The sequence below is a fragment of the Marinomonas sp. IMCC 4694 genome (assembly GCF_008122525.1).
Taxonomy (GTDB): Bacteria; Pseudomonadota; Gammaproteobacteria; order Pseudomonadales; family Marinomonadaceae; genus Marinomonas.
On sequence record NZ_VSRV01000001.1, the window covers coordinates 261623 to 286865 of the forward strand.

Genomic DNA, 25243 nt, shown 5'->3' on the forward strand with positions numbered 1-25243 from the left:
TGTCATTTTTAAAGAGTATTTTTTTAAATCAGCAGAACAAAAAGAACCTCACAGTGACACGCCGCCGCTGACTTCCAGTGTGGCGCCGTTGATGTAGCTGGCGTTATCAGAGGCTAAAAAGGCGTACACGTTGGCGATTTCTTCTACGGTGCCAATGCGTTTCTGCCAGCAGGATGCTTCAATTTTCGCCAGTAGGTGCTCCGGTACGGTGTGCAGTATGTCCGTTTGAACGGCGCCGGGCACCACGGTATTGACCCTTATTCCCTTGGCGCCCAACTCTCTTGCCCATGTTTTTGTCAGTCCCAAAATAGCGGCTTTTGAGGCGGCGTAGTTGGTTTGTCCGATGTTGCCCATTAGGCCAGAAATGCTTGATGTATTAACGATGGCACCGGCTTTATTCGCTACCATAATGCCCACCACGGCTTGGGTGCAGTTGAATACGCCTTTTACATTGACGGACAAAACGCTGTCAAATTGCGCTTCTGTCATTTTTAATAAACTCGCGTCTTGGGTGATCCCAGCGTTGTTGACCAGTATGTCGATACGCGCGTACCGAGTGTGTAAATCGGCCACCATATCATCCACCTTTTGGCGGTTAGCAACGTCGACGACATAGCCGTGGGCAACGACGCCCTTTGCCAGCAATTGCGCGACAGCGGTTTGGACTTTGTCGGCCTGAATGTCGCATACGGCCACAATGGCGCCTTCGGCACCAAATTTTTCCGCTGCTGCATAGCCAATGCCGCTTGCGGCGCCAGTGATAATCGCTACTTTATCTTTTAACATCATTTTTATTGTATCTCCAATGTGTTGAACAACGAGCTCAAGGTCATACGGGTTTCATGAGAATCATCATAGAGCATAGATAAGAAAGGAAACAGCGCACCTGGGTATTTTCAGTGTGCTAAATCAAACGAGACGAGTACACTGTCGCCTCATTTCTTTGCTTTTTTCAAGGGTATTATGTCCCGTTTTGATGCTCCGCCACACTCGCCAACGCCGATGACGCGTTTGCCAGAAAAAGAGCTTATTGCGTTGTTTGCGCTGATGATGTCGCTAACGGCACTCAGCATGGACGCTATGTTGCCAGCGTTTGCGCAGATTGCTGATTCGCTGGCGATTGTCGACTACCAGCAGACTCAGTGGTTCATCTCGGCGATGGTTTTGGGCATGGTGTTTGGTGAGCTGTTGTTTGGCCCCTTGTCTGATGCAATTGGGCGTAAAAAAAGCATTTTACTGGGCATTGGGGTGTACATTATTGGTTCAGTGATTGCCGTGTCGGCCTCATCGTTAGAGGTGTTTTTGATCGGACGAATGATCCAAGGGTTTGGCGTGGCGGGGCCGAAAATTGCGTCTCGTGCTTTGATCCGAGATTTGTACAAGGGTGCGGCGATGGCACGTATTATGTCGTTCGTGATGATGGTGTTTTTGTTGGTACCCATGTTGGCGCCGTCGATCGGTCAGCTGGTGATGCAGGTGGCGGATTGGCGTTGGATTTTTGCCCTTTTGATCGTGCAAGCGTTTGTGGCAGGAACATGGCTGTTGGTCCGACAACCAGAAACATTGCAGAAAGAACATCGTCTGGCGTTCAGCCGTAAGCGTTTAGCCGCAGACATAAAAAAGATTTTTAGTTATCGAGACGTGATGGCGTTCACGGTGTTATTAGGCAGCATTTTTGGTGCCTTAATGGTGTACATCAGTACGGCGCAGTCGTTGTTTCAAGATGTTTACCATACTGGTGATCGTTTCCCTTTGTACTTTGCTTGCATGGCGATAGGCTCTTCGTTTATCAACTTTTTTAATGGAAAAATCGTCCAACGTGTGGGCATGTTGCGCTGTGTGACCCTTGCACTGGGGGTTTTGTTGTCGTCGTCGTTTGCACTGCTTATCTTAACGCTCCAGTTTGATGGTGTGCCGCCGTTCATGTTGTTTATGGGGCTGGGTGTGATCATGTTTTCGTGTTTTGGGATGATTTTCGGTAACGTCAATGCCATGGCGATGGAGCCGCTGGGTAAGGTCGCGGGCTTGGCGTCGTCGCTGATTTCTTCTCTTTCTAGCCTGCTGGCGATCGTGTTGTCGACCTTGGTTGGTCAGTTTTATTATGCCAGCGTAACGCCGTTGGCAAGTGGTTTTGTTGGGTTTTCATTGTTGGCGTTGATCATGTTGCTGTATGGACATCGTTTTAGAGAGCACAGCCAATCGTTTTAACCGAAGCGACTCCACTTAATTGATGTGAAACACGTCCCCTTGTCTTAATACGGCGTTTAAATAGCGTAAAATATCGGTCTAAAAAATTCTTTAAGAGAGCGTTTATGTCTTCTTCTACCGCGTCGTCTGGTGGGACGTCTGTTTCCCTGGGTAAGCAACTTTTTTCCATGACGTGGCCCATGTTGTTTGGGATCTTGTCTTTGATGAGCTTTCAGTTGGTCGACAGTGCGTTTATTGGTCAATTGGGTGTGTTGCCGTTGGCGGCGCAGGGTTTTACCTTGCCGATCCAGATGCTGGTGATTGGTCTGCAAGTAGGCTTAGGTATCGCGACGACGGCGATCATTTCTCGCGCATTGGGCGCCGCTAAAGCCGAGTATGCCAAGCAACTGGGCGGTTTGGTGTTGGCCCTCGGCAGCGTCGGTATGGCGTTTTTCTGTGTGCTGATTTGGCTCTTACGCCAGCCTATTTTAACGTTACTGAGTGCGCCTGATTCGGTGTTTCCGGTGATCGACGCTTACTGGCCTCACTTTTTATTGAGCGCTTGGGTCGGGGCTTTGCTGTATTTTTATTACAGCCTTTGTCGATCCAACGGCAATACTATGTTGCCTGGCATCATGATGATCGTCACCAGTGTGCTGAACGTGATCTTGGACCCGATTTTCATTTTTATTTTTGATCTTGGTCTGAATGGCGCCGCCATGGCCACGACGGTGTCATTTGGAATGGGGGCGTTGATCGTGGCACCACAAGTGGCGCGCAAACACTGGGTGACGTTTGATTGGCATGACATAAACGTCGCCAAAAGCCTCGCGTCTATTGGGCACATCATGGGCCCCGCGATGATCAGCCAGTTGCTGCCGTCTGTGTCATCGGTACTGGCGACCAAACTCATTGCTGGGTTTGGTACCGCTGCCGTCGCATCATGGGCCTTGGGATCGCGCTTTGAATTTTTCTCGATTGTCGCCGTGTTGGCGTTAACCATGTCGATGCCGCCAATGGTAGGACGCTTGCTGGGCGCGGGTAAAATCGGTGACATTCGTTATGTGGTGTCATTGGCCTGTCGCTTTGTATTGGTGTTTCAGCTGCTGGTGGCCGTGGCGACCTTTGTGGCCTCTGCGCCATTGTCTCGACTCATGACCAGTGACGCCGCCGTAACCAATATTCTCCATTGGCACCTGATGATCGTGCCTGTGAGTCTAGGTTCTTTAGGCATCTGCATGCTGATGGTATCGGTGTGTAATGCCTTGGGCAAATCTTATGCCGCGCTTACCATCTCCGCACTGCGCTTGTTCCTGTTCTTTTTGCCTTGTTTGTGGATTGGCTCAGAAATCGCCGGATTAAATGGGCTATTCGTTGGCGTTTTGATCGGTAATTTACTGGCGGGCTGGTGTGCGTGGCGCATGTACCTTCGAACGTTAGTAAAGGTTGAGCTGATGGTGGGTGTTTAAGCGTTCTGAGCGCGTTAAGTTGACCTTTTTAAATCACGTATCTCTTAAAATCAAAGTTGAAAATAAAGTTGATAATGACTATCATTAATAAAAATCACTTTATATCAATGGAGAGACAGTTTGGACGCATTAATACAGCAGAAGATAATCGATTTTTTAGAGGTCGGTGGGCCGGTCGTATGGATACTGATGGTGTTTTCTGTGGTGGCGTTGACCATTGTATTGTTGAAGCTGTGGCAGTTTTCGTCGTTGCGCGCGGAAAGTCTGACAACGGCGGATTTGGCGCTGGTGCAATGGCGTCATGATAACGGTGAAGACGCGCTTGAAAAGCTCGATGAAAAACGCCCAATAGATGCCCTTGTTGGGTACACCATGCGTGCGATTTTGACGGCTGAGAGCAATGCTGAAGTGATTCGTGAGGAGGTAGAGCGCCGCGCGATGAATCAGTTAAGCCAGTTGCGTGCTTATCTTCGTCCTTTGGAAATTATCGCCACTTTGAGCCCTTTGTTGGGGTTGTTGGGTACGGTATTGGGGATGATCACGGCATTTCAACAAATGGAAGGCGCGGGCAATCAGGTGGATCCTTCTGTGTTGTCGGGCGGTATCTGGCAAGCTTTATTAACCACGGCCGTCGGTTTGGCGGTGGCGATTCCGGTCGTGACTTTGCAAAGCGGGTTGGAGCGCAAAGTGGAGCGCATCGCCCACAACATGAACGACGCGGTGACTCAGGTATTCACCGCCAAAGCCCGTTTGCCAGCCGAACAGACGCAAAGATCGACTCAGAATCACGTCCAAGCAAAAGGCAATGACAAGGACAACGCCTTGCATGCCGCTTAATCTTTCCCAACCCAAACGTAAAAATGCGATCAGTCTAACGCCATTGATTGATGTGGTGTTTATCCTGTTGTTGTTCTTCATGTTGACGTCCAGTTTTGTGCCTTGGCGTATTGTTGATACGCCTTTGTCGGTGACGACAGAGACCCCTGCCGCGTCAGAAGAGCGCGATAATGTGATTCTCACGTTGAAACAAAACGATGGCCAAGTGTGGCGACACAATGAGACGCTGAGTCTGTCTGATGCGTCGGCATTTCAGGCTTTAGTGGCTGATAACGCAGAGGCTGTGTTTATTATCCAAGCAGAAGATGGCGTGACGTTACAGTCGTTAATGAGTTTAGCGGATCGTTTGACACTCAACGGTGCTGAGATGGTGTCCATTGCTAATGCTTTTGCTATGCCGGAGGCAAAATGAAAATAGGCGCAAAGTACGCGGCGAGAAAAGCCAACGATGATGACAACATGGTGCCACTGATTAATGTGGTGTTTTTGATGTTGGTGTTTTTTATGGTCGCCGGTCAAATTCGTAAAGCCGATCCGATCCCTGTCATTCCACCTCACTCTATTAATGACACGCGCGCGTCCACTGACCCTAATATTGAAATTGTGGTGAGCACCGACAACCGCTTGTATGTAGACGATGTCTTATTCGCCGTTGAGGATGTGCAAGGGTATTTGGAACACGCGTTTTCTGACGCGGTTGATCCAGACGACTTTTGGGTACAAATTAAAGCCGATGGTGGCATTTCCCTCGATTCCCTGCGCCCCATCTTCAATCAAGTGCGTTTAGCGGGGTTGACGAAAGTCAGCCTAGCGACACAACTAGAGCGAGAAGCAAAATGATCGCCACACGACATTGGGTATTGGCTAGCGGCTTGGCGATTTCTGTGCATGCGCTGGCGTTTTATGCGGTCTTTAATTCGCCATCACAAGGCAGCCAAGCGCCGGGTTCACAGGGTATTGAGTTTGATTTAGGCATGATGGGCGACTTGGGCGCTGCGACGCAAACCACCATGGCGCAGGAAGATGTGCAAGAAGCCGATGAAGTGATAGAAGACCCGGTCGAGGACGTAGTGGAGGACATCGTTGAGCCAGAACCGGTCGTCGAGCCAGAACCGGTCGTTGAGCCAGAACCGGTCGTTGAGCCAGAACCGGTCGTTGAGCCAGAGCTTGTCGTCGAGCCAGAGCCTGTCGTTGAGCCAGAGCCGGTCGAGTTTAAACAGGCTTCGCCAATCGAGGTTGCTAAGCCTAAGCCAACACCAAAAATAGAGCCAATGCCCGTCCCTAAAAAAACGCCAAAACCCATTCCTAAAAAAGCGCCGGAGGATGTGCCAGAGCAAGCCGCGAAACCGATACTAAAAACGGCCGCTGCGCCGTCAGCAGCCAATCAAAAAGCCACTACGGGCAGTGCAAACTCAGCCAGCACGGGTGGAAATCCAGGGGCTAAAGCCGATTACTTTTCTCAACTTAGTGCCGTTTTGGGACAAAATAAACGCTATCCAAGGGCGTCCCGTCGCCGTAACGAAGAGGGCGTGGTGTCGCTGTCGTTTATCGCTCATGCGAACGGTTCTGTGTCTGAAGTGAGTGTTCTGAAAAGCTCGGGTTATCCTCGCTTAGACGATGCCGTTTTGGACATGATTAAGCGCTCCGTGCCCCTTCCCCGTTTTACTCAAGGCATGGTGGAAAGCGAGCTACGTATTAATTTGCCCGTCTCCTTTACATTGAGCGACGTGCGTTAGCCACGCCGCGAGTTGTTTATTTGGGCAGCAACAGCCAGACTTTGCCAAAGTGCTTGAGCTGGCCCGCATGAAAATGCGCTTCCTCTCCAATGCCTTGGTACCAATCGATGTGGCCGGGGCCTTTAATGGCACCGCCTTTGTCTTGGGCTAGCAGTAATCGAAATTCGTGTCCTACTAAATGGCCTGTTGCGTCTAGGGTCGGTACTTGTGCCAATAAAATAGAGCCAAGTGGAATGACGCTAGGATCGACGGCGGCCGAGTATAAAGGCGTTAGCGCCACGTTGGCCGCGCCTATGGGTTTTTCTGGACCCTCACTGAAAAACAAATAGCTGGGATTGGTCGATAGTATTTCACGGTTGCGCTCTGGATGATCTTTGAGCCATTGACGAATGCTTTGAGCTGAGATGTCCGCTCGGTCAATCTCGCCTCGTTCGATGAGCTCTTTGCCCAAACTGCGATAGGCATGACCGTTCACGCCACCCCACGACAAGAGTTTGCGCTCGCCGTTTTCATATTCGACCACGCCAGAACCCTGCACATGCAAGAAGAAGTTATCCACCAAGCTGGCGGTATAGGCGATTTCTAGCCCTTGCCCGGTGAGTGCACCTTCAAAGTCAATGGCTTCGCGAGAAGGAAAGTTACCCTCGGCGTCTCGCTGCGTGGGTTTACGATACAAAGGATAACGGTACTCATCGTCGGGCTGGTGGCGTACGGGTAAAATCGGTACGTAATAACCGGTGATTTGTACGTTGCCCCGTTGGTCTTGTCCGGCCAATTGATGCGCCACAAGCTTGGGTTGTTGGGCGGGGTTGGCAAGCCATTGCTCGATTTTAGACGCAACGCGTTTTAAATCGGTTACGCTGGTTTGGGTATTTTCCAGCACATAGTCTTGGTCTTTAAGGCGATTCAGGTAGACGATTTGCTGCTGCAATCCCGCTTGGAAAGAGGCCTCCGGCAAGGGCAAACCAGGCGGTAAGCTTTCTTGTAAATACAGTGTGTCGCGTTTGATTGCGGTGGTGTCGCGGCCGTTGTTGGCAAAGTCGTTCGATTTGTCGATTTCGGTGACGCTGCAACCGGCCAATAAAACCAAAGAGGTCAGACTGGCAAGACGAAAAAGTCGACGTATTCCTGTGCTGTGAGGTGAAAATATTGGCATCATGCGCTCTATGGTAAAAAGAGGTAAACGATTATATAAGACCACGGCCTGAGAGTGTGGTTCAAAAATTTAGGTATTCATACGCCTTACGCAAATCAATAAAGACGTCTTGGTCACCGCCGCGGTCGGGGTGGTGTTGCTGTGCCAGTTTGCGATATTGCTGTTTAATGTCGGCTTTGCTCGGATTCGCAACATCGATTTGCAAGGTGTTCAGCGCGGCTTCACGGTCTCCAGAAACATGAATGCCAGTGAAAAAACGGTTCAGTAGGTCAGATACGTCATTGGCGTCGGTTTTTTCGTATTCGCCCCAATCTAGGTAATAGGCCGCTAACTTTGCGTCGACGCTGTTGTCTAGTGATGTGCTGTCAGAGCGCTGAACGTCACTGGCGCGGGTCAAATAAATGCGCAACGCGCTGATATTGAGCAGCAGTTTTTCGTCTTGCCATAGACTTTGCTGTAATTGATACAGGGCATTCATGATCAGAAAATGCTGACGAAACAACGCCAGATTAGCGTCTTCAGCAAGGGTATTGAACGCAGGAAGCTGTTCTTTTAGGGCTTTTAAAATATCAAATTCGCTCGTGCCATTGGGCTGTTTTTTTAATAAAGTGAGTATCGGATCGACCAAGGGGTTGTTCATATCTGGCTCGTTCGTATAAAAGTGGCCTACAGTGTAGGGGATTAAGGCGAAAGGGGTCAAAGAGAGACAAAATTATGCTGTGGATTATTATCATTATTGCCGCCTTGGTGCTGATTATTGGGCCCAGCGCGTGGGTAAAATTTACCTTAAAACGTTATGCGACAGACCGTGACGACTTGCCGGGAACGGGCGGTGAGCTGGCGTCGCACTTGGTGAAGCGTTTTGAATTGACTGGGGTGAAAATAGAAGCTGCGCAAGAAGGGCAAGATCACTTCGACTACGGTCAGCACGTGGTACGGTTGAGTCCGAGTGTGTTGGATGGCCGTTCGCTCACGGCCGTTGCGGTGGCGGCCCACGAAATTGGCCATGCGATCGCCCATGAAAAGAAACAAAAAATCTCTCATTTGAGTACGCGTTATTTGCCTTTTGCCCACTTTGCCCGCCGCATAACAGGCGCGTTATTACTGGGCTGGCCACTGATTTCCGCGTTACTCCACATGCCGTATGCGGTACCACTCCACGCGGCCGTGGTGGGCTTGTCGGGGTTATTAGCGGTGATCGTACAACTGGCCATTTTACCGGAAGAATGGGACGCCAGCTTTAATAAAGCCTTGCCGATTTTGTCTGAAGGGAACTACATTCCACAAGAAGACCTGCCCAAAGTGAAAAAAATCCTCACCGCCTGCGCCATGACCTACGTGGCCGCTGCACTCATTAAAGTCCTCTTCGTATGGCGATGGTTTAAGCGCTAGCACCTTATGCGTTACCACGCGGAGCGTGGGAACGAGAGGGATATAAAAACGTCTGCTAGGAGTTAGCAGGCGTTTTTTTATGGGCTTATTTTCTTTTTGTTAACGCTGTTTGGTGTCATATTCTGGATGTATCCAGACGGGGGCGTTTAGGTTGGGTAACGCGGCTTTGCCCAGAATCATGTCGGCGGCTTTTTCGGCGACCATAATGGTGGGGGCGTTTAAGTTGCCGTTGGTGATGGTGGGGAAGATCGATGAGTCCACTACGCGAAGGCGTTCGATCCCGCGCACTTGGCATTGCTCATTCAACACGGCCATTGGGTCGTTGTCGTCGCCCATTTTACAGGTACAAGATGGGTGGTAGGCGCTTTCGACGTTGTTTTTTACCCATTGGTCGATGTCTGTATCGCTTTGGATGTGCAAGCCCGGTTGGATTTCTTCGCCGCGATAATCGTCTAGGGCAGATTGTTGCAGCACTTCGCGGGTGAGGCGAATCGTGTCGCGCCAATCTTGCTTGTCTTGCTCGGTCGAAATGTAGTTGAACAAGATACGCGGTTTCGCTGCTGGATCAGCGGATTCGATCCATAACTTACCACGGCTTTCTGGCTTATTTGGCCCGACATGTACTTGGAAACCGTGTCCGTCAAACGCGGCTTGGCCATCGTAACGCATGGCAGCAGGCAAGAAATGGTATTGAATATTAGGCCATTTTAAGCCCGCCCGAGAGCGAATAAAGCCACAGGATTCAAAATGGTTGGTGGCGCCAAGCCCGGTTTTAAACAGCATCCAGCGGGTGCCTATGAGCCCCTTGCTGATCAAGCCAAGTTTACCGTTTAGGGTAACGGGTTGCTTGCACTTGTACTGGAAGTAGACTTCTAAATGATCTTGTAAGTTTTCGCCCACGCCCGGTAATTCGTGCAACAAGGGCACGCCTGCTTTTTTGAGTACGTCTTTTGGGCCAATGCCAGACAGTTGCAACAATTGTGGCGAGCCGACAGAGCCGGCTGATAAAATGACTTCTTTATTGGCGGTTACTTGCTGAGTGTTGCCATTTTTACTGAATTCGATTCCAACCGTTTTTTTGCCCTGCAAGATGACCTTGTGGCTCAATACACCCGTTTTGAGCGTCAGGTTAGGTCGTGTCATAGCACGACGTAAGTAAGCGTTTGACGTAGAAGCGCGTACGCCATTTTTTACCGTCATGTGCATGGCGCCAAAGCCTTCTTGGCGATGACCGTTGTAGTCGTCGGTTTTGCCGTAACCTGCTTCTTCGCCGGCATCGATAAAGGCTTGGTAAAGCGGGTTGTAGGTCATGTCGTTGCCGTTGTTGGTCGACAATGGGCCATCGCCACCACGGTAGAGATCCGCGCCGCCTTTCCAGGTTTCGGCTTTTTTGAAGTAGGGCAGGCAGGTTTGGTAATTCCAACCTTTTGCGCCGTTTTCTTCCCATTGGTCGAAATCACACGCGTGACCACGCACATAGACCATGCCGTTGATCGACGAGGAGCCGCCTAATACTTTACCGCGTGGACAATGCATTTCACGGCCATCAAGACCGGGTTCTTTGTCCGTATGAAATTGCCACGCGTATTTAGTCGTGTTCATTGGGTAAGACAAGGCGGTCGGCATTTGAATAAAAATGCTTTTATCCGAGCCGCCCATTTCTAATAACAAAACCGAATGTTCGCCGCTTTCGGTGAGTCGGTCTGCCAGCACACACCCTGCAGAGCCAGCACCGACGATGATGTAATCGTACGTTTCGTTTGCCATGACTGTTCTCATCTATTAAGAGTTAAGCGTCCCGCTCAGTAAGGGCTTTGAATGTCGTTTAGGTCGACAAAGACACTCTTCGTTTGCGTGTAGTGGTACAAGGTTTCGATGCCGTTTTCACGGCCAATACCAGACTCTTTGTAACCGCCCACTGGCATTTCAGCCGGAGAAGAACCCCATGCGTTGATCCAGCAAATACCGGCTTGCATTTGGCCAATCACGCGGTGTGCGCGGGCGAAGTCTTTGGTGAAAACGCCAGCCGCTAGGCCCAGTTTAGTATCGTTAGCGCGAGCAATGACTTCGTCTTCGTCGGTGAAGCTAAGCACTGACATCACAGGGCCGAAGATTTCGTCGCGCACTTGTGGCATGTCGTCGGTGCAATCGGTGAAAACCGTCGGAGCAACAAACGCGCCTTTGTCTAAGCCGTTTTCAGTCACTTGGTAACCGCCGCACAATAAGGTTGCGCCTGCGTCTTTGGCCGCTTGAATGTAACCCAAGACTTTTTGCATGTGGTCTTTAGAAATCAATGCGCCAACTTGTGTGTTCATGTCCATTGGGTCACCAATGATCATGGCTTCAGTGCGCGTTTTCAGTTCTTTGGTGAAAGCGTCGAGCATGTCGGCATGAACAAAAACACGAGTGCCGTTGGTGCACACTTCACCTTGGGTGTAAAAATTGGCGAGCATGGCGGCCGAAACGGCTTGATCCACTGGCATGTCTGGGAAAATGATCATTGGCGATTTACCACCCAGTTCCATGGTTACCTGTTTCAAAGATTGCGCCGAAGCGGCCATGACTTTTTTGCCTGTGCCCACTTCGCCAGTGAACGAGACTTTGTCGATCTCAGGATGTGCGGTGATCATTTGGCCTGTTCTGGCATCGCCTTGGATGACGTTGAATACGCCATCTGGCAAGCCTGCTTGGGTAAAGATTTCGGCCAGTTTAAGGGCGGTAAGCGGTGTTTCTTCAGACGGTTTGAAGATCATAGCGTTACCCGCAGCCAGCGCTGGGCCAGATTTCCACATGGCGATTTGGATTGGATAGTTCCACGCGCCGATGCCTGCGCAAATGCCAAGCGGCTCACGACGAGTGTAGAAGAAGTTGCCATTGCCAAGGTCTTGGTAGTCGCCTTGGATCTTGTCGGTTAGACCTGCGTAATATTCGATTACGTCAGCGCCCGTTTGAATGTCTACGCAAATGGCTTCTTGCAGTGGTTTGCCAGTGTCTAGTACTTCGAGACGAGCTAGCTCTTCGTTATTTTCGCGTAACAAGTCGGCGGCTTTTTTAAGAATGCGTCCGCGTTCAACGGCGCTCATTGCCGCCCATACTTTTTGACCTTGCTTTGCGGATTCAATAGCAGCATCGAGTTCTGCTTGGCCTGCGTGCTCTATTGTTGCAATCACTTCGCCTGTCGCTGGGTTGATTGTTTCAAAATGTTCACCGCTGGTGGATGCATGGTAGCGGCCGTGAATGTATTGCTGCTGATGTGTCATAAAATACCTCTTCCGTCTATTCGATGCTGCTTGGCAAGTAGTGTTCGGAGCACCAAGGAGTGTTTTTTGTTAAACGCACGTTTAATAAAAAACATTGTACACATTTTCGCACTCAAATGGCAGTCGAGTAAAAAGGGCATAGCGTGAAAGCGTCGTTAAGGGGACGTTTTTGAGCGTTTTGTGACCGGTATTTGTTTTGGTTTATAAGAAGAGGGGCGCTCTTTGCTGTGGTTTTGAACAAAGAGCGAAAGCCGGATGATTACAGGTGTAATACGCTGTTTGAGTCTTGGCTGACGGGGCTGGGAACATAGTCGTCTGCCATGTCGTCGTTTAGCCATTCTGTGCCGTCAATGACGTATCTGAACTGATAAGCCGTATCGATATCCAGATTGAGCGTTGAAGCATAAACACCGGACTTCTGTTTCTTCATCAGGTTTGCAGTGCAATCCCAATTATTGAAGTCGCCCACCAAGGCAACGTTTTTCGCGTCACCTACTGCTTCTACAGGAATCGCGAACTTTACTTTGCATTCTGGCTTGGTTTTCAAATAGGTTTTTTCAATCATTTCCAGCTCCATGGTCTAGCGATAGACAAATAATAGTTAGGCTACTGCAAAAGCCTGAGGGACGATGAAATAGCTTCTTGGTAGAGCATAAGCAAGGCTTACGCCAAACTTTCTAACCGCTTAATTTTCAATCAAAAAAACAATGTGAGAGCGTGTGCTGTCGAATTTATGAGCCAAATTTGCCTTAAAACCGTGTACGGGTGCGCCATTTTTGGGCTTACCAAAGGGTACAATTTAAAGACGTAAATTCACAATTCGCTTGCTCTAAATGTCCTACACTCAAATGACAACAAAAATAATGAGGTGTTTGTATGGACATTCAAATGGGCGTTCTCATTGTGTTAAGTGTGATGCTTGTTATTAAGATCATCTATTTGGCGTTTTTCAAACGACCAGAACAACAAGACCATCACCATGCGCATCATTCAAATCACCATCACGACTCATAGTTGTCAGGCGTCGTGTTATTGGTTGTGACCACGGTAGCGTTTGTTTTTCGCTTCTTTGACGGTATTTAGGTCTACTAGGACTAATCCGTCCACACAGTAGCCAAAGTCGGCATCGACACCAAAGTCCAAGAAGCGAACCCCGCCCGGCTCACACAATTCACTGTATTGCTTGAACAACGTAGGCACACTCGCTCCAAAATGGCTGAGTTGTTCTTTTAGCACTCTAAAATCTTCTTCGTAATCGTCACCGCTGAACATGTTTGCAATAATGTCATTGTGTTCGGCGTTTACCTGATACGGCGTGAAAGAGCGCGCTAGGTGTTCTTTGTCGGCAAAGTAAAGCGTGTAAAAAGACACAATGAAGTCTTTGGCCACTTGAGGGTAGCTGTTGCTTAGGCTGACAGGGCCAAACATGTAACGAATGTCAGGGTGCTTATCTAAGTAAGCCCCAATGCCGTACCACAAATAATCTAAGCTGCGTTTGCCCCAGTATTTTGGTTGGATGAAGCTGCGGCCTAGCTCGATGCCTTGTTCAAAATACGGTTCCATGTCGCAGGAGTATTTGAACAGTTCGGCGCTGTAAATGCGGTTTGGTTTGTCTTCTTTCATGTAGCGAGCGACTTCGCCGATGCGATAAGCGCCCACAATTTCCAGTTCTTCTTCATCCCATAAAATCAAATGGCGGTAATGTTGGTCGAACTTATCTAAGTCCGAACGCTCGCCTGTGCCTTCACCTACTTTACGAAAGGCGATTTCGCGTAAACGTCCAATTTCCTTCATCGTTACCGACATCGGATCGTAATCAACAAGGTAAATTTGCTTGTTGTCTTTGGTGCTGCCAAGGTGCTCTGAGACTTTCAGCTCTTGTTTGATCATCTGTCTGTTTTGTGGGTGTTCTACCGTTTTCTCGGTTTTTAGAAGCGGTTTTTTGCCCTTAGCGATCCGGTACAAATGACGTTTTACTAATTTGTTTTTTTCTTTGTCGCTCAATGGCAGTTTGGCTAATTCTTGAATCGGAATCGCTTGACCAACCTGCATGGGGATCTTGCGATTGCGTTGGCGAAACATTTCATTTGCAAGCTGAATCGTCGACAACGGACGGTATAAAATGGAGCTTGTGTAAAACAACATAGAGTTACGGCCACCAATGTGAACCGGCAATAACGGACTGTTGGTCTTTTGTGCCAGCTTCAGATAGTTCTGATTCCACTGCTGGTCTTTTACGCCACTAGGCGACATACGAGACACTTCCCCCGCTGGGAAAATGATCACCGCTTCTTCATTGTGTAAGCAGCTCATGATGGCTTTGAGTTGTTGGCGTCCGGTTTTTCCACCAAGATTATCAACGGGAAGAACCCGCTGTTTTAATCCATCAAAGCCCATCAACAAGTCGTTTGCTACTATCTTAACGTCAGGGCGAATTTCACCGATTAATCGCAGCAAAGCGAGGCCATCCAAGGCGCCAAGAGGGTGGTTGGCGATGATCATTACACGCCCGCTTGCGGGAATATTACGACGGTCTATTTGGCTGACTTGATAGCTGAAATTGAAGTGATCAAGCACTCGATCAATAAATTCGAAGCCGACACAGCCGTGGTTTTTTTCCAAGAATTGGTTTACTTCCCTTTCGTGGAATAAGCGCTTTAACACGCTTAACGTTGGGCGAGTGATAAATGGGCTTTTATCGAAAAACTGAGGCGATTTACTGGCAATCATTTGCTCGACTTGTATCACAGTGATGCTCCGCTTTAATAATTTTTGGATATCTTATTAACCAGAGTAGAGCGTTAATATGACAGCAGCGTGACGTCGTGATGGCGGATATATGACCTGAGATATTCATTTGCATCAGGCAAAAAAAACCCACCAAAAGGTGGGCTAAAAAGTCGTCTACTAGAGAGTTATAACGCAGTGTACGACTGAGCTCGGGTACGGTTTACTTCATCGTTGGCATTGAAAACTCTGCGCCAGCGCGAAGTCCTGTTGGCCAGCGTGCCGTGATGGTTTTCATGCGAGTGTAGAAACGTACGCCGTCTGGACCGTGCATGTGCAATGGACCGAACAAAGAACGTTTCCAGCCGCCAAAGCTGTGGAATGCCATTGGCACCGGAATGGGCACATTTACGCCAACCATGCCGACTTGAACGTCTTCACAGAATTGACGAGCGGTATCGCCATCACGGGTGAAGATTGAGGTGCCATTACCGTATTCGTGGGCATTGATCATATCCAATGCTTCTTGGTAACTGTTGGCGCGAACCACGCATAAAACAGGACCAAAAATTTCTTCGTTGTAAACACGCATGCCTTGTTTCACATTGTCGAACAAGGTGGGTCCAACGAAGTAACCATTTTCATTGCCTGGATAGACAAAATCACGCCCATCACGCACCAAGGTTGCGCCTTCTTCCACACCAATGCTGATGTAGTCTTTGATTTTTGCGCAATGTTCTTTGGAAATAACAGGGCCCATGTGAGCCTCTTCTGGTAGTCCAACACCTGGGCCGACGCGCATTCCGTCGATTTCGATACTTAAGCTGTCGATGAGGTTATCAGCAACGTCATCGCCCACACAGACCGCAACAGAAATCGCCATGCAACGCTCGCCCGCTGAACCGTAAGCTGCCCCCATTAGAGAACCAACCACTTGGCTAGGATCCGCATCTGGCATGACGATCATGTGATTTTTTGCCCCACCAAGTGCTTGAACGCGTTTGCCATGAGCGGATGCTGTTGCGTAAATGTATTCAGCAATAGGTGTTGAACCAACAAAACTAACCGCTTGAACTCGTTCGTCCGTTAGCAATACGTCCACGGCTTCTTTATCACCATTAACGATGTTAAATACGCCATCTGGCAAGCCGGCCTCCGTAAGCAACTCAGCCAAGCGAAGCGGCACAGAAGGATCTTTTTCTGATGGTTTCATCACAAATGTATTGCCGCTGGCAATGGCAACAGGGAACATCCACATAGGAACCATAGCAGGGAAGTTGAACGGCGAAATACCCGCGCACACACCAAGAGGTTGCATCAAAGACATGCTGTCTACGCCGCGACCGACATTTAGGCTGTGTTCGCCTTTTTGAAGGTGTGGGATGCCGCAAGCAAACTCAACCACTTCGATGCCGCGAGTTAATTCCCCTTTTGCGTCGGAAAATACTTTGCCATGCTCGCTGGTGATCATTTCTGCGATTTCGTCGGCGTGTTGTTCTAGTAGGGCTTTGAATTTAAACATGACACGAGCGCGGTTAAGTGGCGTGACCTTGCTCCATGTTTTGAACGCTTCTTGTGCTGATTCAATCGCAGTGCGAGTTTCGTCTGCGCTTGATAGAGCCACGTTCATGGATTGCGCGCCTGTTGCTGGGTTATAGACTGGACCTGTGCGACCGCTTTGGCTGGCAATTTGCTGACCGTTAATATAATTACCTAATGTGTGCAGAGTACCTAATGTTTTCATGAGAATACCTAACGTTTGCATGTGTTTGTTGAGGCGAACACTGTTTATCTAGTGTCTCGCGTTGGCCTCATAGAAAAAGAGCGCTTATTGGACGATGTCTAACCCGGATTCAGCGCAGAGCGCCTTTAAGTTGTTGGCCCCAAGAGTTGCGTAGGTTAACGGGTGCGCAACGGCAGGATCTTGTTCTGCTTCTACCACTAACCAGCCTGAATAGTTACTGGCTTTCAGTTGTTTGAATAAACTGCTGTAATCGATAAAACCGTCACCAGGCACGGTAAACACACCGTTTAACATCGCATTTAAAAAGCTGATGTCGCGGTTCTTGGCATCTTTTAAAATCTCAGGGCGAAGATCTTTACAGTGAACGTGAATGATACGGTCCGCGTGTTTTGCTTGCACTTCTAATGGATTTCCGCCTGCAAACGTCATATGACCTGTGTCTAGCAATAGTCCGACAGAAGGTCCTGTGTGTTTCATTAGTAAGTCAACTTCGTGTTGGCTTTCAATGACGGTTCCCATGTGATGGTGGTAAGCAATTTGAACGCCTTCAGATAAGCAGTAGTCTGCGACTTGAGTCAGTTTCTTACTCATTTCAGCGATCTTTTCTTCGCTGATAATAGGGCGGTGTGACAAGGGTGTTTCGATTTGTCCATGGATGCAGCCAGTGACTTCGCAATACACCATGGCTTTTGCGCCAAGGGATTTTAACAAGTGAAGATGCGGTTTAATGGCTTCTATTTCTTCTTCTACACTGCGAGTCAATAACTCGCCGCTGAACCATCCAGACACCAAATCCAAACCATGTTCTTTTAGGATAGGGCCAAGCACTTCTGGCGTGCGAGGGAATTTGTGGCCTAATTCGAAGCCGCTAAACCCTGCTTGTTTACCTTCACTTAGGCAGGTTTCAAGTGGTGTTTCTGCTCCCAATGTTGGTAGGTCGTCGTTGGTCCAAGTTAATGGGTTAATGCCGATTCTGACGCTCATATTATTATTCTCCGATCAGTAAATAGTAAAAAGTGGATAGTTATAAATTTTTAAACTGACGTGCTTTATGAGCGTCGTAGTTTTTTCTTGCTTGGCGAACTTGTTCGCGCTCAGATACTTCTGGCACCGCCACATCCCACCAATGACCGCCACCTTCAGTGACAATGGCAGGGTCTGTGTCGAGTGTAATTAAGTAGCTGATTGGTGACGCTTTTGCGCGCTCCAATGCGGCTTCCAATTCGGTAATGTTGCTTACTTTTTCAGAGTTTGCTCCGAGCGCTTTAGCGTGAGCAGCAAAGTCGGTTTTTGGTGCGCCTTCTGGTGTAGTGAGGCAGTCGTCCAGCATATTGTTAAAACCAGGGCCACCGCAGAATTGCTGCAAGCGATGGATGCAACCAAAACCTCGGTTATCCAGTACGACCATAATAATTTTTTGGCCGAGCATGACCGACGTGGCAATTTCAGAGTTCAGCATCAAGTAAGAACCGTCACCGACCATGACAAAGACCTCGGACTCTGGGCTGGCCATTTTGGCACCCAAACCGCCCGCTAATTCATAGCCCATGCAGGAATAGCCGTACTCCATGTGATAACCACGGTGATAACGAGTACGCCACAGTTTTTGGAGCTCACCTGGTAACCCGCCAGCAGCACAAACCACCATGTCTTTTTCGCCAGCAGCGCGGTTTACAGCGCCCACAACTTCCGCATCGCTGGGTAAATCTGTACCTCGATCCGTGGTCACTTTGTCGACAACTTGTTGCCACTTGACGCGTTCTGTTTCGGCTTTTTTGATCCAAGAAGGCTCTATTTTCCAGCCTTGTAGGGCTTTGTTTAGCAGTGGCAGAGTGAGTTTTGCGTCGCCGACTAATGCTTGGCTCTTGTGCTTGATTGCGTCAAAGGACGCCACGTTTAGACTGACGATTTTTGCGTCAGGGTTTATCAGAGAACGAGAGCCAGAGGCGAAGTCGCCAAGACGTGTGCCAACAGCAATAATAAGGTCTGATTCAGCGCATAAGGTGTTTGTTGATGCTGCGCCTGTCACCCCAATGGTGCCCATATTTTGTTGATGATCCCAAGGGAGTGCGCCTTTGCCAGCTTGCGTTTCGCCCACAGGTAATTGGAATTGACTGACAAAGGCGTCAAATTCTTTTAATGCGCCAGAATAATGAAGACCACCGCCAGCAATGACGACCACCGCCAGCAATGACGACAGGTTTTTTCGCTTGCCTGATGAGTTTAAGTGCATCATTAAGCTCATAAAAGTCCGGCGTTTGACGACGTAGGCGGTGAATTTTTTCATCGAAAAAGCTCACTGGATAATCAAATGCCATGGTTTGCACGTCTTGCGGTAAGGCTAAGGTGGCAGGTCCACATTCGATGGGGTCGGTCAAAACACGCATGGCTTGAGGCAATGCTGTGAGCAGTTGTTCTGGACGCGTAATACGGTCGAAGAATCGACTGACAGGGCGGAAACAATCATTTGAGGTGATGGTCATATCCTGAAAGCTTTCTACTTGCTGTAATACGGGGTCGGGCATACGAGTCGCAAAGGTATCACCAGGAAGAAACAAAACAGGGATTCGGTTAACATGCGCGACGGCCGCTGCGGTTACCATATTCACCGCACCTGGACCTGCAGACGCAGTGCAGGCCATCATCTGTTGGCGGTTTTTGGTTTTTGCGTAGGCAATGGCAGCGTGTGCCATGCCTTGTTCATTGTGTGCACGATACGTCGGAAGTTTGTCTTTTACGTGGTAAAGCGCTTCGCCAAGACCGGCCACGTTACCGTGCCCAAAAATCCCCCAGACACCGGCAAACATAGGTTGAACGCCATTATCTGTTTCTATTTTCTGCGCCATCATGAATCGGACGACGGCTTGCGCCATAGTGAGTTTTATTGTTGTCATCTTGGTTTCCTTTAAGCCTGCTTGTGCTGTGGCTGATGGTTGTGGCGTTCTTTCCAGTAGGATACTAATTCCAAGTAGTTCGATACGATGGCGTCGATCAGCTGCTGGTCATTAAAACGATTTCCTAACCACGCGCGGCTTGGCTCGCTGAAAATGGAGCGACCAACGGCAAAACCTTTACAAATATCGAATCCTGCACTATTGGCAAAACCTTCTTTTAGTTCAGTCATCGGCGCATCCAACCCGAGCATCACGACACCGCGGCAGTGCTTATCGTGGTGCTCTACTATGTCGGTAATGGCCTGCCAGTTGGCTTTGGACTGAGGCGGTAACTTCCACCAATCTGGGCGCACATCTAGATGATAGAAGCGTTTGATTGAGTCTGTGAATAGGCTGTCATCAAAGTCCTTGTCGCGTGGTGGAATGATTTCTAGAAGAAGCTCATGCCCTGAGGCGCAACAGGCTTTATAAAGCTCGATCACCTGACGTTCTTGTGCTGCTCGCATTTCTATTTCGTCTTTAGAGTGATAGAAAACAAGGCATTTCACGATGTGTTCTTTTGGCCAATTTTTTAGGCGTGAACCGATGCTGCGCCCACCTTCTAGTTCAATAGGACGAGAGCTTGGTAACTCGACAGGGCGGCCAATCCAAAGGCCGCGTCCGGTAACAGCGTTTAGTGCATCTTGACCATAGGTGTCGTCGATCAATACACCGTATTGGCTGCCGTTTAATTCGCGAGCACCGACATCTAATGCATCAACCAACAAGCATTTTAGTCTTTTAATGCGTGAAGGGTCTGCGCCTTCTTCACGAGCCATATCAAAGAGTTGTTTACGATGATCAAAAGCAAAAATACATAGGTCTTGCCAGTCGTACGGCAATCTTTCTGTGGTGACTCGATGTAAATGATTCAGTTCACGATCTAAGTCTGGACGCTTAATTTGTTCAGCACGAGCAATGTAATTATCTAATTCTTCGGCACTTGGAATCGCTGGAGCACAACCGTGTCGAGAGACAACCAACGCGCCACAGGCATTGGCATAAGTGCAAGATTGTTCTGCTGACTCGCCTCGAATCCAGCCGCGCAAGAAACCACTCATGAAAGCATCGCCAGCACCAAGAACGTTGAGTACATCTACGCGAACGCCAACGTGCAGCTCAAACGCATCCATAGAGTCAGGAATCGCACCTTCAAGTACCGTACAACCCTGAGAACCAAGTTTCAGAACGATAGTGGCGTTACTGAGTTCACGGATTTTTTTCAGGGCGGTAATCGTGTCTGTGCTGCCACCGGCAATATGCACTTCTTCTTCGGTGCCGACAATTAGGTCAAAGTCGGCCAAAATACTTTGCATGTGTGCCGATACTTTTTCATTGGAAATAAAGCGTGTTTCACCGTCACCAGGGTTTGTTAAACCCCAAAGAACAGGGCGGTAATCAATGTCCAAGGCACATTTAGTGCCTGCTTGTTTGGCGTATGCGATGGCTTGCTTACTGGTTGCGTACGTACTTTCTGTGGAGAAGTGCGTGCCAGTGATAACAAGGGCTTTTGCAGACCCTATAAAGTCCGCGTCAAAATCGTCTTTACTTACCGCCATGTCGGCGCAATCGTTGCGGTAGAAAATCAGTGGAAAAGTGTCTTGGTCTTTGATGCCGAGAACGACTAAAGCGGTTAGACGTTCTGGGTCTGTGATGACATGGCTGGTATCGACACCAGCACGGGCTAATTCTTCTTTGACGAAACGCCCCATGTGCTCATTACCAACACGTGTCAACATGGCGCTTTTTAGACCAAGTCGTGCAGTGCCAAATGCCATGTTGCCAGAAGAGCCGCCAAGGTATTTAGCAAAACTGCTAGCGTCTTCTAAGCGACTACCTATTTGTTCTGAATACATATCGACCGCTGCGCGTCCAAGACAAATGAGATCTAACGTTTTATCTTTGTGCATGGTTCTACATCTCCCGTATCAGCCGATATGACAACAAGGTGAATCCGTACTTTGTCGAAAATGAGATGGCTGTTTTTTTTATTGTTTAATATATCTGAGATGATATTAGAATATATATTCTATATTTTCAACAGTTTGGAATGAAATATTCAACTCTGTCGAAAAAATAATAAAATCCTTTAAAAACAAATTTTTAATGGTTTTTTTGGACGTTCTAGTGTCTTTTTCATTATGTGGAAATGAAACAAATATTATAATAATTTCAAAAAATAGTGATTTTTATGTTTTAAGCGGCAAATCTATATCTTGCCAAATGCGTTCGGCCATGGATTTTAACGTGAGTGATTCTTTCCAACGGTCTGTGATGTCATGCCCATTTTTGTCGGTAATAGCATAAGGATGAGTGCCAAGCTCACACGTAAATGAGAGTGTGTCGCTAGGTTGTGCTCGTTTTTTCCAATTGGTAAATCCCCATTTCCATAAATCGTAGAAGGCATCTACCCAGGCTGCGTGTTGGGGGAAACTGATGGGGATTTGTATCTGTTCGCGGCTGGCAACTCTGCCGTGATAGGCATGGCAGTGAGACATAATGGTTTGTAAATGTTGTATGTCTTTACTGGCATTTTCATCAAGCGGTATCTCATGTCCGACAACATAGTGAGACAGATCTCCTAGTAATTTCAAATTTGGCATTTCCGCTAGTATTTCTAGGGTGAAAAGCAAGTCATTAGTGAGTCGGTAGCGATGTGTTTCGACTAAGACCGGCGTATCAATTTGCTCTGCTAATCGCTGCCAGCCCTCTAACAGCCGAATCGTTTCTTTCATATTGCGAGTGCGAATATTTGGCTGGATAGTGATGTGGTGAGGCTGGTGTTGCGCCGCGAGCTCTAGCGTGGGTTGCAGCGCGTCAATGCTGTCAGGAAAGCATTGGCCTTCCATGGTCAAATTGTGAGCTTTTAGCTCTGCCATCAGAGATGTGACATGAGATGCCTGCATCATGTGGTCTGTTACGCCATGAAAACCCTGCTGAGCAATGCGTTGAATGGCGTCAGGCATGGGCAACGTTTCGCCATTGGGTAGAATGTTTTCCATGGCCCACATGGATTGTAGAATGAGTAAGTTCATTATTTTTTTACTTCGCCTTTAAAAGATGTTTGAGTGAAATGGACGGGTCAGATAGCTCGTCAATGGAGACTGATATACCTTGATTAATAATGCGCTCCGCGAGTTTGATATCCTTGGCAATCGCATTGCCAAGGCCAATTCCACAGGCTGATAAAAGACAGCCTTGCTCGTTGACGCCGAAGTGTAAAATAGCCTCGTTTGGCAAGCGGCGTATCGTAGACTGAGTGACACCCAGAGACAGCCCTACCATTTGTAGGCCTAAGTGGTATTGATCAGACCAGAACCAAGGTGCTTGGTCGTAGGGGATTGCGTTGTCCAGCATATTCAAGGCGGCCACACTGGCTTGTTCTTGAGCGCAACGCCAAGATTCCAAACGAACTGTCTGTTGCGCAGCAGCATAGGGAAAGGAGCATACGTCTCCCGCCGCAAAAATATCGTCGTGCGAGGTTTGCATGTAACGGTTCACTTTGATGCCATTTTCAATGTGTAAGCCAGCGCGTTCTGCTAGTTGCGTGTTGGGTAAAGAGCCGATCCCGACGACCAGCCAATCGGCTTCTAACGTGTCGCCGGACGTGGTGGTAACCTGTGCTTTTTCGCTGAAATGAACGGACTGGATGTGTGTGTTTAGTAACACGTTCACCCCGTTGTCATGATGGGCCTGGTGAACAATGCGAGAAATGTCTTCAGGAATGGCTCTTTGTAATATCCGTGCTTGAGTTTCCAGTATCGTCACGTCTATTTGCAGCGCCCTCAAACTGGCCGCAAGTTCGAGGCCAATAAACCCCGCGCCAATTAGGACAACCTTTTGACCAGCCTGCGCCTTTTTGCGTAACTTTGCACAGTCATTGGCGGTACGCAGAGTAAATACAAAGCGCTCAATGTCTTCTGCTGTCGCGTGTTCAAACGGCAAGGTGCGAGCCGATGCTCCTGTGGCTATCAAGAGCTTGTCAAACGATAAACTTGTGCCATCCGAGAGCATGACCTGTTTAAGAGAGGGGTTGAGCTCGGTGGCTTCAACACCGTCTAATAAAACGATATTTCGTTCGGTCAGCTGAGCTTTCGTTTGGATTTTTTGAGTTCTGAACGTGTTATCTGTCAGCCCTGTTTTGGACAACGGAGGTCGTTCGTAAGGGTCGCCATGCTCGGCTTCGATGATCGAAATAGCAACGTCATTATCGTGTTCACGAAGCGCAAGGGCAGCGCGAATGCCTGCTTCGCCTGCGCCTAAAATAAGCGTCCGCAGCATACTAATTTCCTTCTGTACGTTGTGTGTTAAGAAAGATCACGTCGTTATCCACTTTGGTTTCAAAGGTTTTTAGATGCTCGCAGACGGGTGCACCCAGCGCCTTGCCACTTTTATAGTTAAAACGGCCGTTGTGCTTTGGGCATTCAATGATGTCTTCCATGACTAAACCATCGGCAAGATGAATGCGTTCATGTGTGCATAATCCACTGGTCGCAAAGACATTTCCGGCTGGGCACCGATATATGGCAAAGGTGTGCTCGCCATGATCAAAGGCTATGACGTCTTCTTCGTCGATATCATCAAGTGGGCATACTTCAATCCAGTTTGACATGTTGTACTCCTAGTTATTGTTTTGGGTATGTGGGCGTTGATTGTTCAGCGATACGTTTTTTATGCAGGTTCGGCCGTGAGGTTGTCTTTGAGAGTGGGTGCGGTTCGTTGTACGAAATAGTTTGGGTCTTTACGTTGACGCCACATAGCGACAACCACCTCGCTGAACGCAGACCAAGTGCTTGAATACACGGGAGGGCAATCTTCCTTCATTAATTCATGTAATGCAGGAAGTTGGTGGTATGGCACCATTGGGAACATGTGGTGTTCAATGTGGTAATTCATATTCCAGTACAAAAATCGAAACACAGGCCCCATATAAATAGTGCGGCAATTTTGACGATGATCTAAGACATTTTCAGCCAGCCCAGCGTGCTGAGTCAGTCCAAATACATAGGCTAACCAAATACCCGAGAGAGCTGGTAATGGGCCAATCATCATCGCCAAATACCAAGAGTCCATGAAAATCGCCAAGCTGGCACACGCCAGGTATAGCACGAGCATGATACGAGCCGTTCGATAAACTGAGAGATGTTCTGATGCGGGGATAAAGTCACGCTCGTCTGCGCTCAGACGACCTAAACTGTGCCTTGTGAGGCTTTTCAGTGTTCCCCATGTTTGAGGAATCCCCAACATAGCAAAAGCGTGTTTCATAACACGAGTAGGTCGGTGTCCCATGATTTCGTAATCTCGACCGACCACAATGGTGTCGGTGTGATGGCGGGCATGACTCCACTTCCATACTTTGGGCTCGCGGATGACCATAAAGCTGGCAAGGTAATAGACGGTGTTATTCATCCAAGGGGTTTTAAATGCGGTACCGTGGCTGCACTCATGCCAGCGAGAATCGGAGGCCGTGCCATAAAGTAACGCATAACAAAAAAATAAGGGCGCTACCCACCAAGAGCCCCACATGACGTAGATTCCTATCGCAAAAGTACCTAATGCAAGAAACCAAATGGCCGTGTCTTTCAATGCTGGTGCATCTGACCTTTTCATTAAAGTTTTCATGGTTTTTCGTGGGATATCGGTCTGATACCAAGAAGCCGATATCAGTCCAGCTTGCTGAGCGGCGAGTCTGGCGTCCCCCGTTAGACTGTAGTCACGTATAGGGTTAATAGGCATGCGAGTGTCTCCATAAGTGTATTTATTTTTGTTGTCAGCCAGTGGTAAGCCCCTGACTGTCTTATG

22 protein-coding genes and 1 pseudogene are annotated in these 25243 nt (G+C 48.6%); 8 read left to right on the plus strand and 15 right to left on the minus strand.

The genetic code is table 11. The features are described 5' to 3' along the window. Nucleotides 1-48 precede the first annotated feature (48 nt). On the minus strand, nt 49-789 hold the full coding sequence (fabG, locus tag FXV75_RS01215; protein WP_148830810.1) for a 3-oxoacyl-ACP reductase FabG: 741 nt from the start codon (nt 787-789) through the stop codon (nt 49-51). Between the two features lie 174 nt (nt 790-963). Between fabG and FXV75_RS01220 the strand changes: the two genes are divergently transcribed. From FXV75_RS01220 to FXV75_RS01245, 6 genes are all read left to right on the plus strand, one after another. After that, nucleotides 964-2208, plus strand: a complete 1245-nt coding sequence (locus FXV75_RS01220) for a multidrug effflux MFS transporter (protein ID WP_148830811.1) — start codon at nt 964-966, stop codon at nt 2206-2208. Nucleotides 2209-2312: 104 nt separating this feature from the next. Beyond that, on the plus strand, nt 2313-3656 hold the full coding sequence (locus tag FXV75_RS01225; protein WP_148830812.1) for an MATE family efflux transporter: 1344 nt from the start codon (nt 2313-2315) through the stop codon (nt 3654-3656). Nucleotides 3657-3776: 120 nt separating this feature from the next. Next, nucleotides 3777-4493 (plus strand): MotA/TolQ/ExbB proton channel family protein, encoded by a 717-nt coding sequence (locus tag FXV75_RS01230; protein ID WP_148830813.1) that lies wholly within the window; start codon nt 3777-3779, stop codon nt 4491-4493. Beyond that, the gene (locus FXV75_RS01235; protein ID WP_148830814.1) at nt 4483-4905 is read left to right on the plus strand and encodes an ExbD/TolR family protein; all 423 of its coding nucleotides are present in this window, start codon (nt 4483-4485) and stop codon (nt 4903-4905) included. The genes FXV75_RS01230 and FXV75_RS01235 overlap by 11 nt, the downstream gene beginning before the upstream one ends. Continuing rightward, nucleotides 4902-5333: an ExbD/TolR family protein gene (locus FXV75_RS01240; RefSeq protein ID WP_148830815.1), complete on the plus strand. Its 432-nt coding sequence runs from the start codon at nt 4902-4904 to the stop codon at nt 5331-5333. Before FXV75_RS01235 ends, FXV75_RS01240 begins: the two co-directional genes overlap by 4 nt. Continuing rightward, nucleotides 5330-6229 (plus strand): energy transducer TonB, encoded by a 900-nt coding sequence (locus FXV75_RS01245; RefSeq protein ID WP_148830816.1) that lies wholly within the window; start codon nt 5330-5332, stop codon nt 6227-6229. Before FXV75_RS01240 ends, FXV75_RS01245 begins: the two co-directional genes overlap by 4 nt. A 16-nt stretch (nt 6230-6245) precedes the next feature. Here the strand turns inward: FXV75_RS01245 and mltA are convergent, their stop codons facing one another. After that, nucleotides 6246-7388: a murein transglycosylase A gene (mltA, locus tag FXV75_RS01250; RefSeq protein ID WP_262368431.1), complete on the minus strand. Its 1143-nt coding sequence runs from the start codon at nt 7386-7388 to the stop codon at nt 6246-6248. Between the two features lie 58 nt (nt 7389-7446). After that, nucleotides 7447-8025: a DNA-J related domain-containing protein gene (locus tag FXV75_RS01255; protein ID WP_148830817.1), complete on the minus strand. Its 579-nt coding sequence runs from the start codon at nt 8023-8025 to the stop codon at nt 7447-7449. 74 nt (nt 8026-8099) lie between these two features. Here FXV75_RS01255 and FXV75_RS01260 point away from each other — a divergent pair, with 74 nt between their 5' ends. Further along, nucleotides 8100-8777 carry a zinc metallopeptidase gene (locus FXV75_RS01260; RefSeq protein ID WP_148830818.1) on the plus strand — a complete coding sequence of 226 codons (678 nt, stop codon included), beginning with the start codon at nt 8100-8102 and terminating at the stop codon, nt 8775-8777. A 99-nt stretch (nt 8778-8876) separates the two neighbouring features. On the opposite strand, the gene betA is transcribed toward FXV75_RS01260, so the two are convergent. The 3 genes from betA to FXV75_RS01275 all read right to left on the minus strand — a co-directional run bounded on the left by betA (nt 8877) and on the right by FXV75_RS01275 (nt 12602). Further along, nucleotides 8877-10544 (minus strand): choline dehydrogenase, encoded by a 1668-nt coding sequence (gene betA / locus FXV75_RS01265; RefSeq protein ID WP_148830819.1) that lies wholly within the window; start codon nt 10542-10544, stop codon nt 8877-8879. A gap of 35 nt (nt 10545-10579) precedes the next feature. Further along, nucleotides 10580-12037: a betaine-aldehyde dehydrogenase gene (gene betB / locus FXV75_RS01270; RefSeq protein ID WP_148830820.1), complete on the minus strand. Its 1458-nt coding sequence runs from the start codon at nt 12035-12037 to the stop codon at nt 10580-10582. A gap of 259 nt (nt 12038-12296) precedes the next feature. Then, entirely contained in the window at nt 12297-12602 is a 306-nt protein-coding gene (locus tag FXV75_RS01275) for an isoamylase early set domain-containing protein (protein WP_148830821.1), read from the minus strand. A 311-nt stretch (nt 12603-12913) separates the two neighbouring features. Between FXV75_RS01275 and FXV75_RS16305 the strand changes: the two genes are divergently transcribed. Beyond that, a complete protein-coding gene (locus tag FXV75_RS16305) occupies nt 12914-13051 on the plus strand; it encodes a hypothetical protein (RefSeq protein WP_187424830.1) in 138 nt (45 codons plus the stop codon). Nucleotides 13052-13066: 15 nt separating this feature from the next. On the opposite strand, the gene FXV75_RS01280 is transcribed toward FXV75_RS16305, so the two are convergent. The 9 genes and pseudogenes from FXV75_RS01280 to FXV75_RS01320 all read right to left on the minus strand — a co-directional run bounded on the left by FXV75_RS01280 (nt 13067) and on the right by FXV75_RS01320 (nt 25177). Next, nucleotides 13067-14785 carry a GNAT family N-acyltransferase gene (locus FXV75_RS01280; protein WP_187424831.1) on the minus strand — a complete coding sequence of 573 codons (1719 nt, stop codon included), beginning with the start codon at nt 14783-14785 and terminating at the stop codon, nt 13067-13069. A 202-nt stretch (nt 14786-14987) separates the two neighbouring features. Next, entirely contained in the window at nt 14988-16490 is a 1503-nt protein-coding gene (locus FXV75_RS01285; RefSeq protein WP_148835146.1) for a CoA-acylating methylmalonate-semialdehyde dehydrogenase, read from the minus strand. Nucleotides 16491-16592: 102 nt separating this feature from the next. Then, nucleotides 16593-17492 (minus strand): myo-inosose-2 dehydratase, encoded by a 900-nt coding sequence (gene iolE / locus FXV75_RS01290; protein WP_148830822.1) that lies wholly within the window; start codon nt 17490-17492, stop codon nt 16593-16595. Between the two features lie 40 nt (nt 17493-17532). After that, nucleotides 17533-19402: pseudogene (gene iolD / locus FXV75_RS01295) on the minus strand (3D-(3,5/4)-trihydroxycyclohexane-1,2-dione acylhydrolase (decyclizing)). Nucleotides 19403-19413: 11 nt separating this feature from the next. Beyond that, nucleotides 19414-21351 (minus strand): bifunctional 5-dehydro-2-deoxygluconokinase/5-dehydro-2-deoxyphosphogluconate aldolase, encoded by a 1938-nt coding sequence (iolC, locus tag FXV75_RS01300; RefSeq protein WP_148830823.1) that lies wholly within the window; start codon nt 21349-21351, stop codon nt 19414-19416. Between the two features lie 279 nt (nt 21352-21630). Next, nucleotides 21631-22476: a sugar phosphate isomerase/epimerase family protein gene (locus FXV75_RS01305; RefSeq protein WP_222863076.1), complete on the minus strand. Its 846-nt coding sequence runs from the start codon at nt 22474-22476 to the stop codon at nt 21631-21633. Between the two features lie 7 nt (nt 22477-22483). Beyond that, on the minus strand, nt 22484-23722 hold the full coding sequence (locus FXV75_RS01310; RefSeq protein WP_148830825.1) for an NAD(P)/FAD-dependent oxidoreductase: 1239 nt from the start codon (nt 23720-23722) through the stop codon (nt 22484-22486). A gap of 1 nt (nt 23723) precedes the next feature. Next, a complete protein-coding gene (locus tag FXV75_RS01315) occupies nt 23724-24053 on the minus strand; it encodes a MocE family 2Fe-2S type ferredoxin (RefSeq protein WP_148830826.1) in 330 nt (109 codons plus the stop codon). 59 nt (nt 24054-24112) lie between these two features. Then, nucleotides 24113-25177 carry a fatty acid desaturase family protein gene (locus tag FXV75_RS01320; RefSeq protein ID WP_148830827.1) on the minus strand — a complete coding sequence of 355 codons (1065 nt, stop codon included), beginning with the start codon at nt 25175-25177 and terminating at the stop codon, nt 24113-24115. Between the last annotated feature and the right edge of the window lie 66 nt (nt 25178-25243).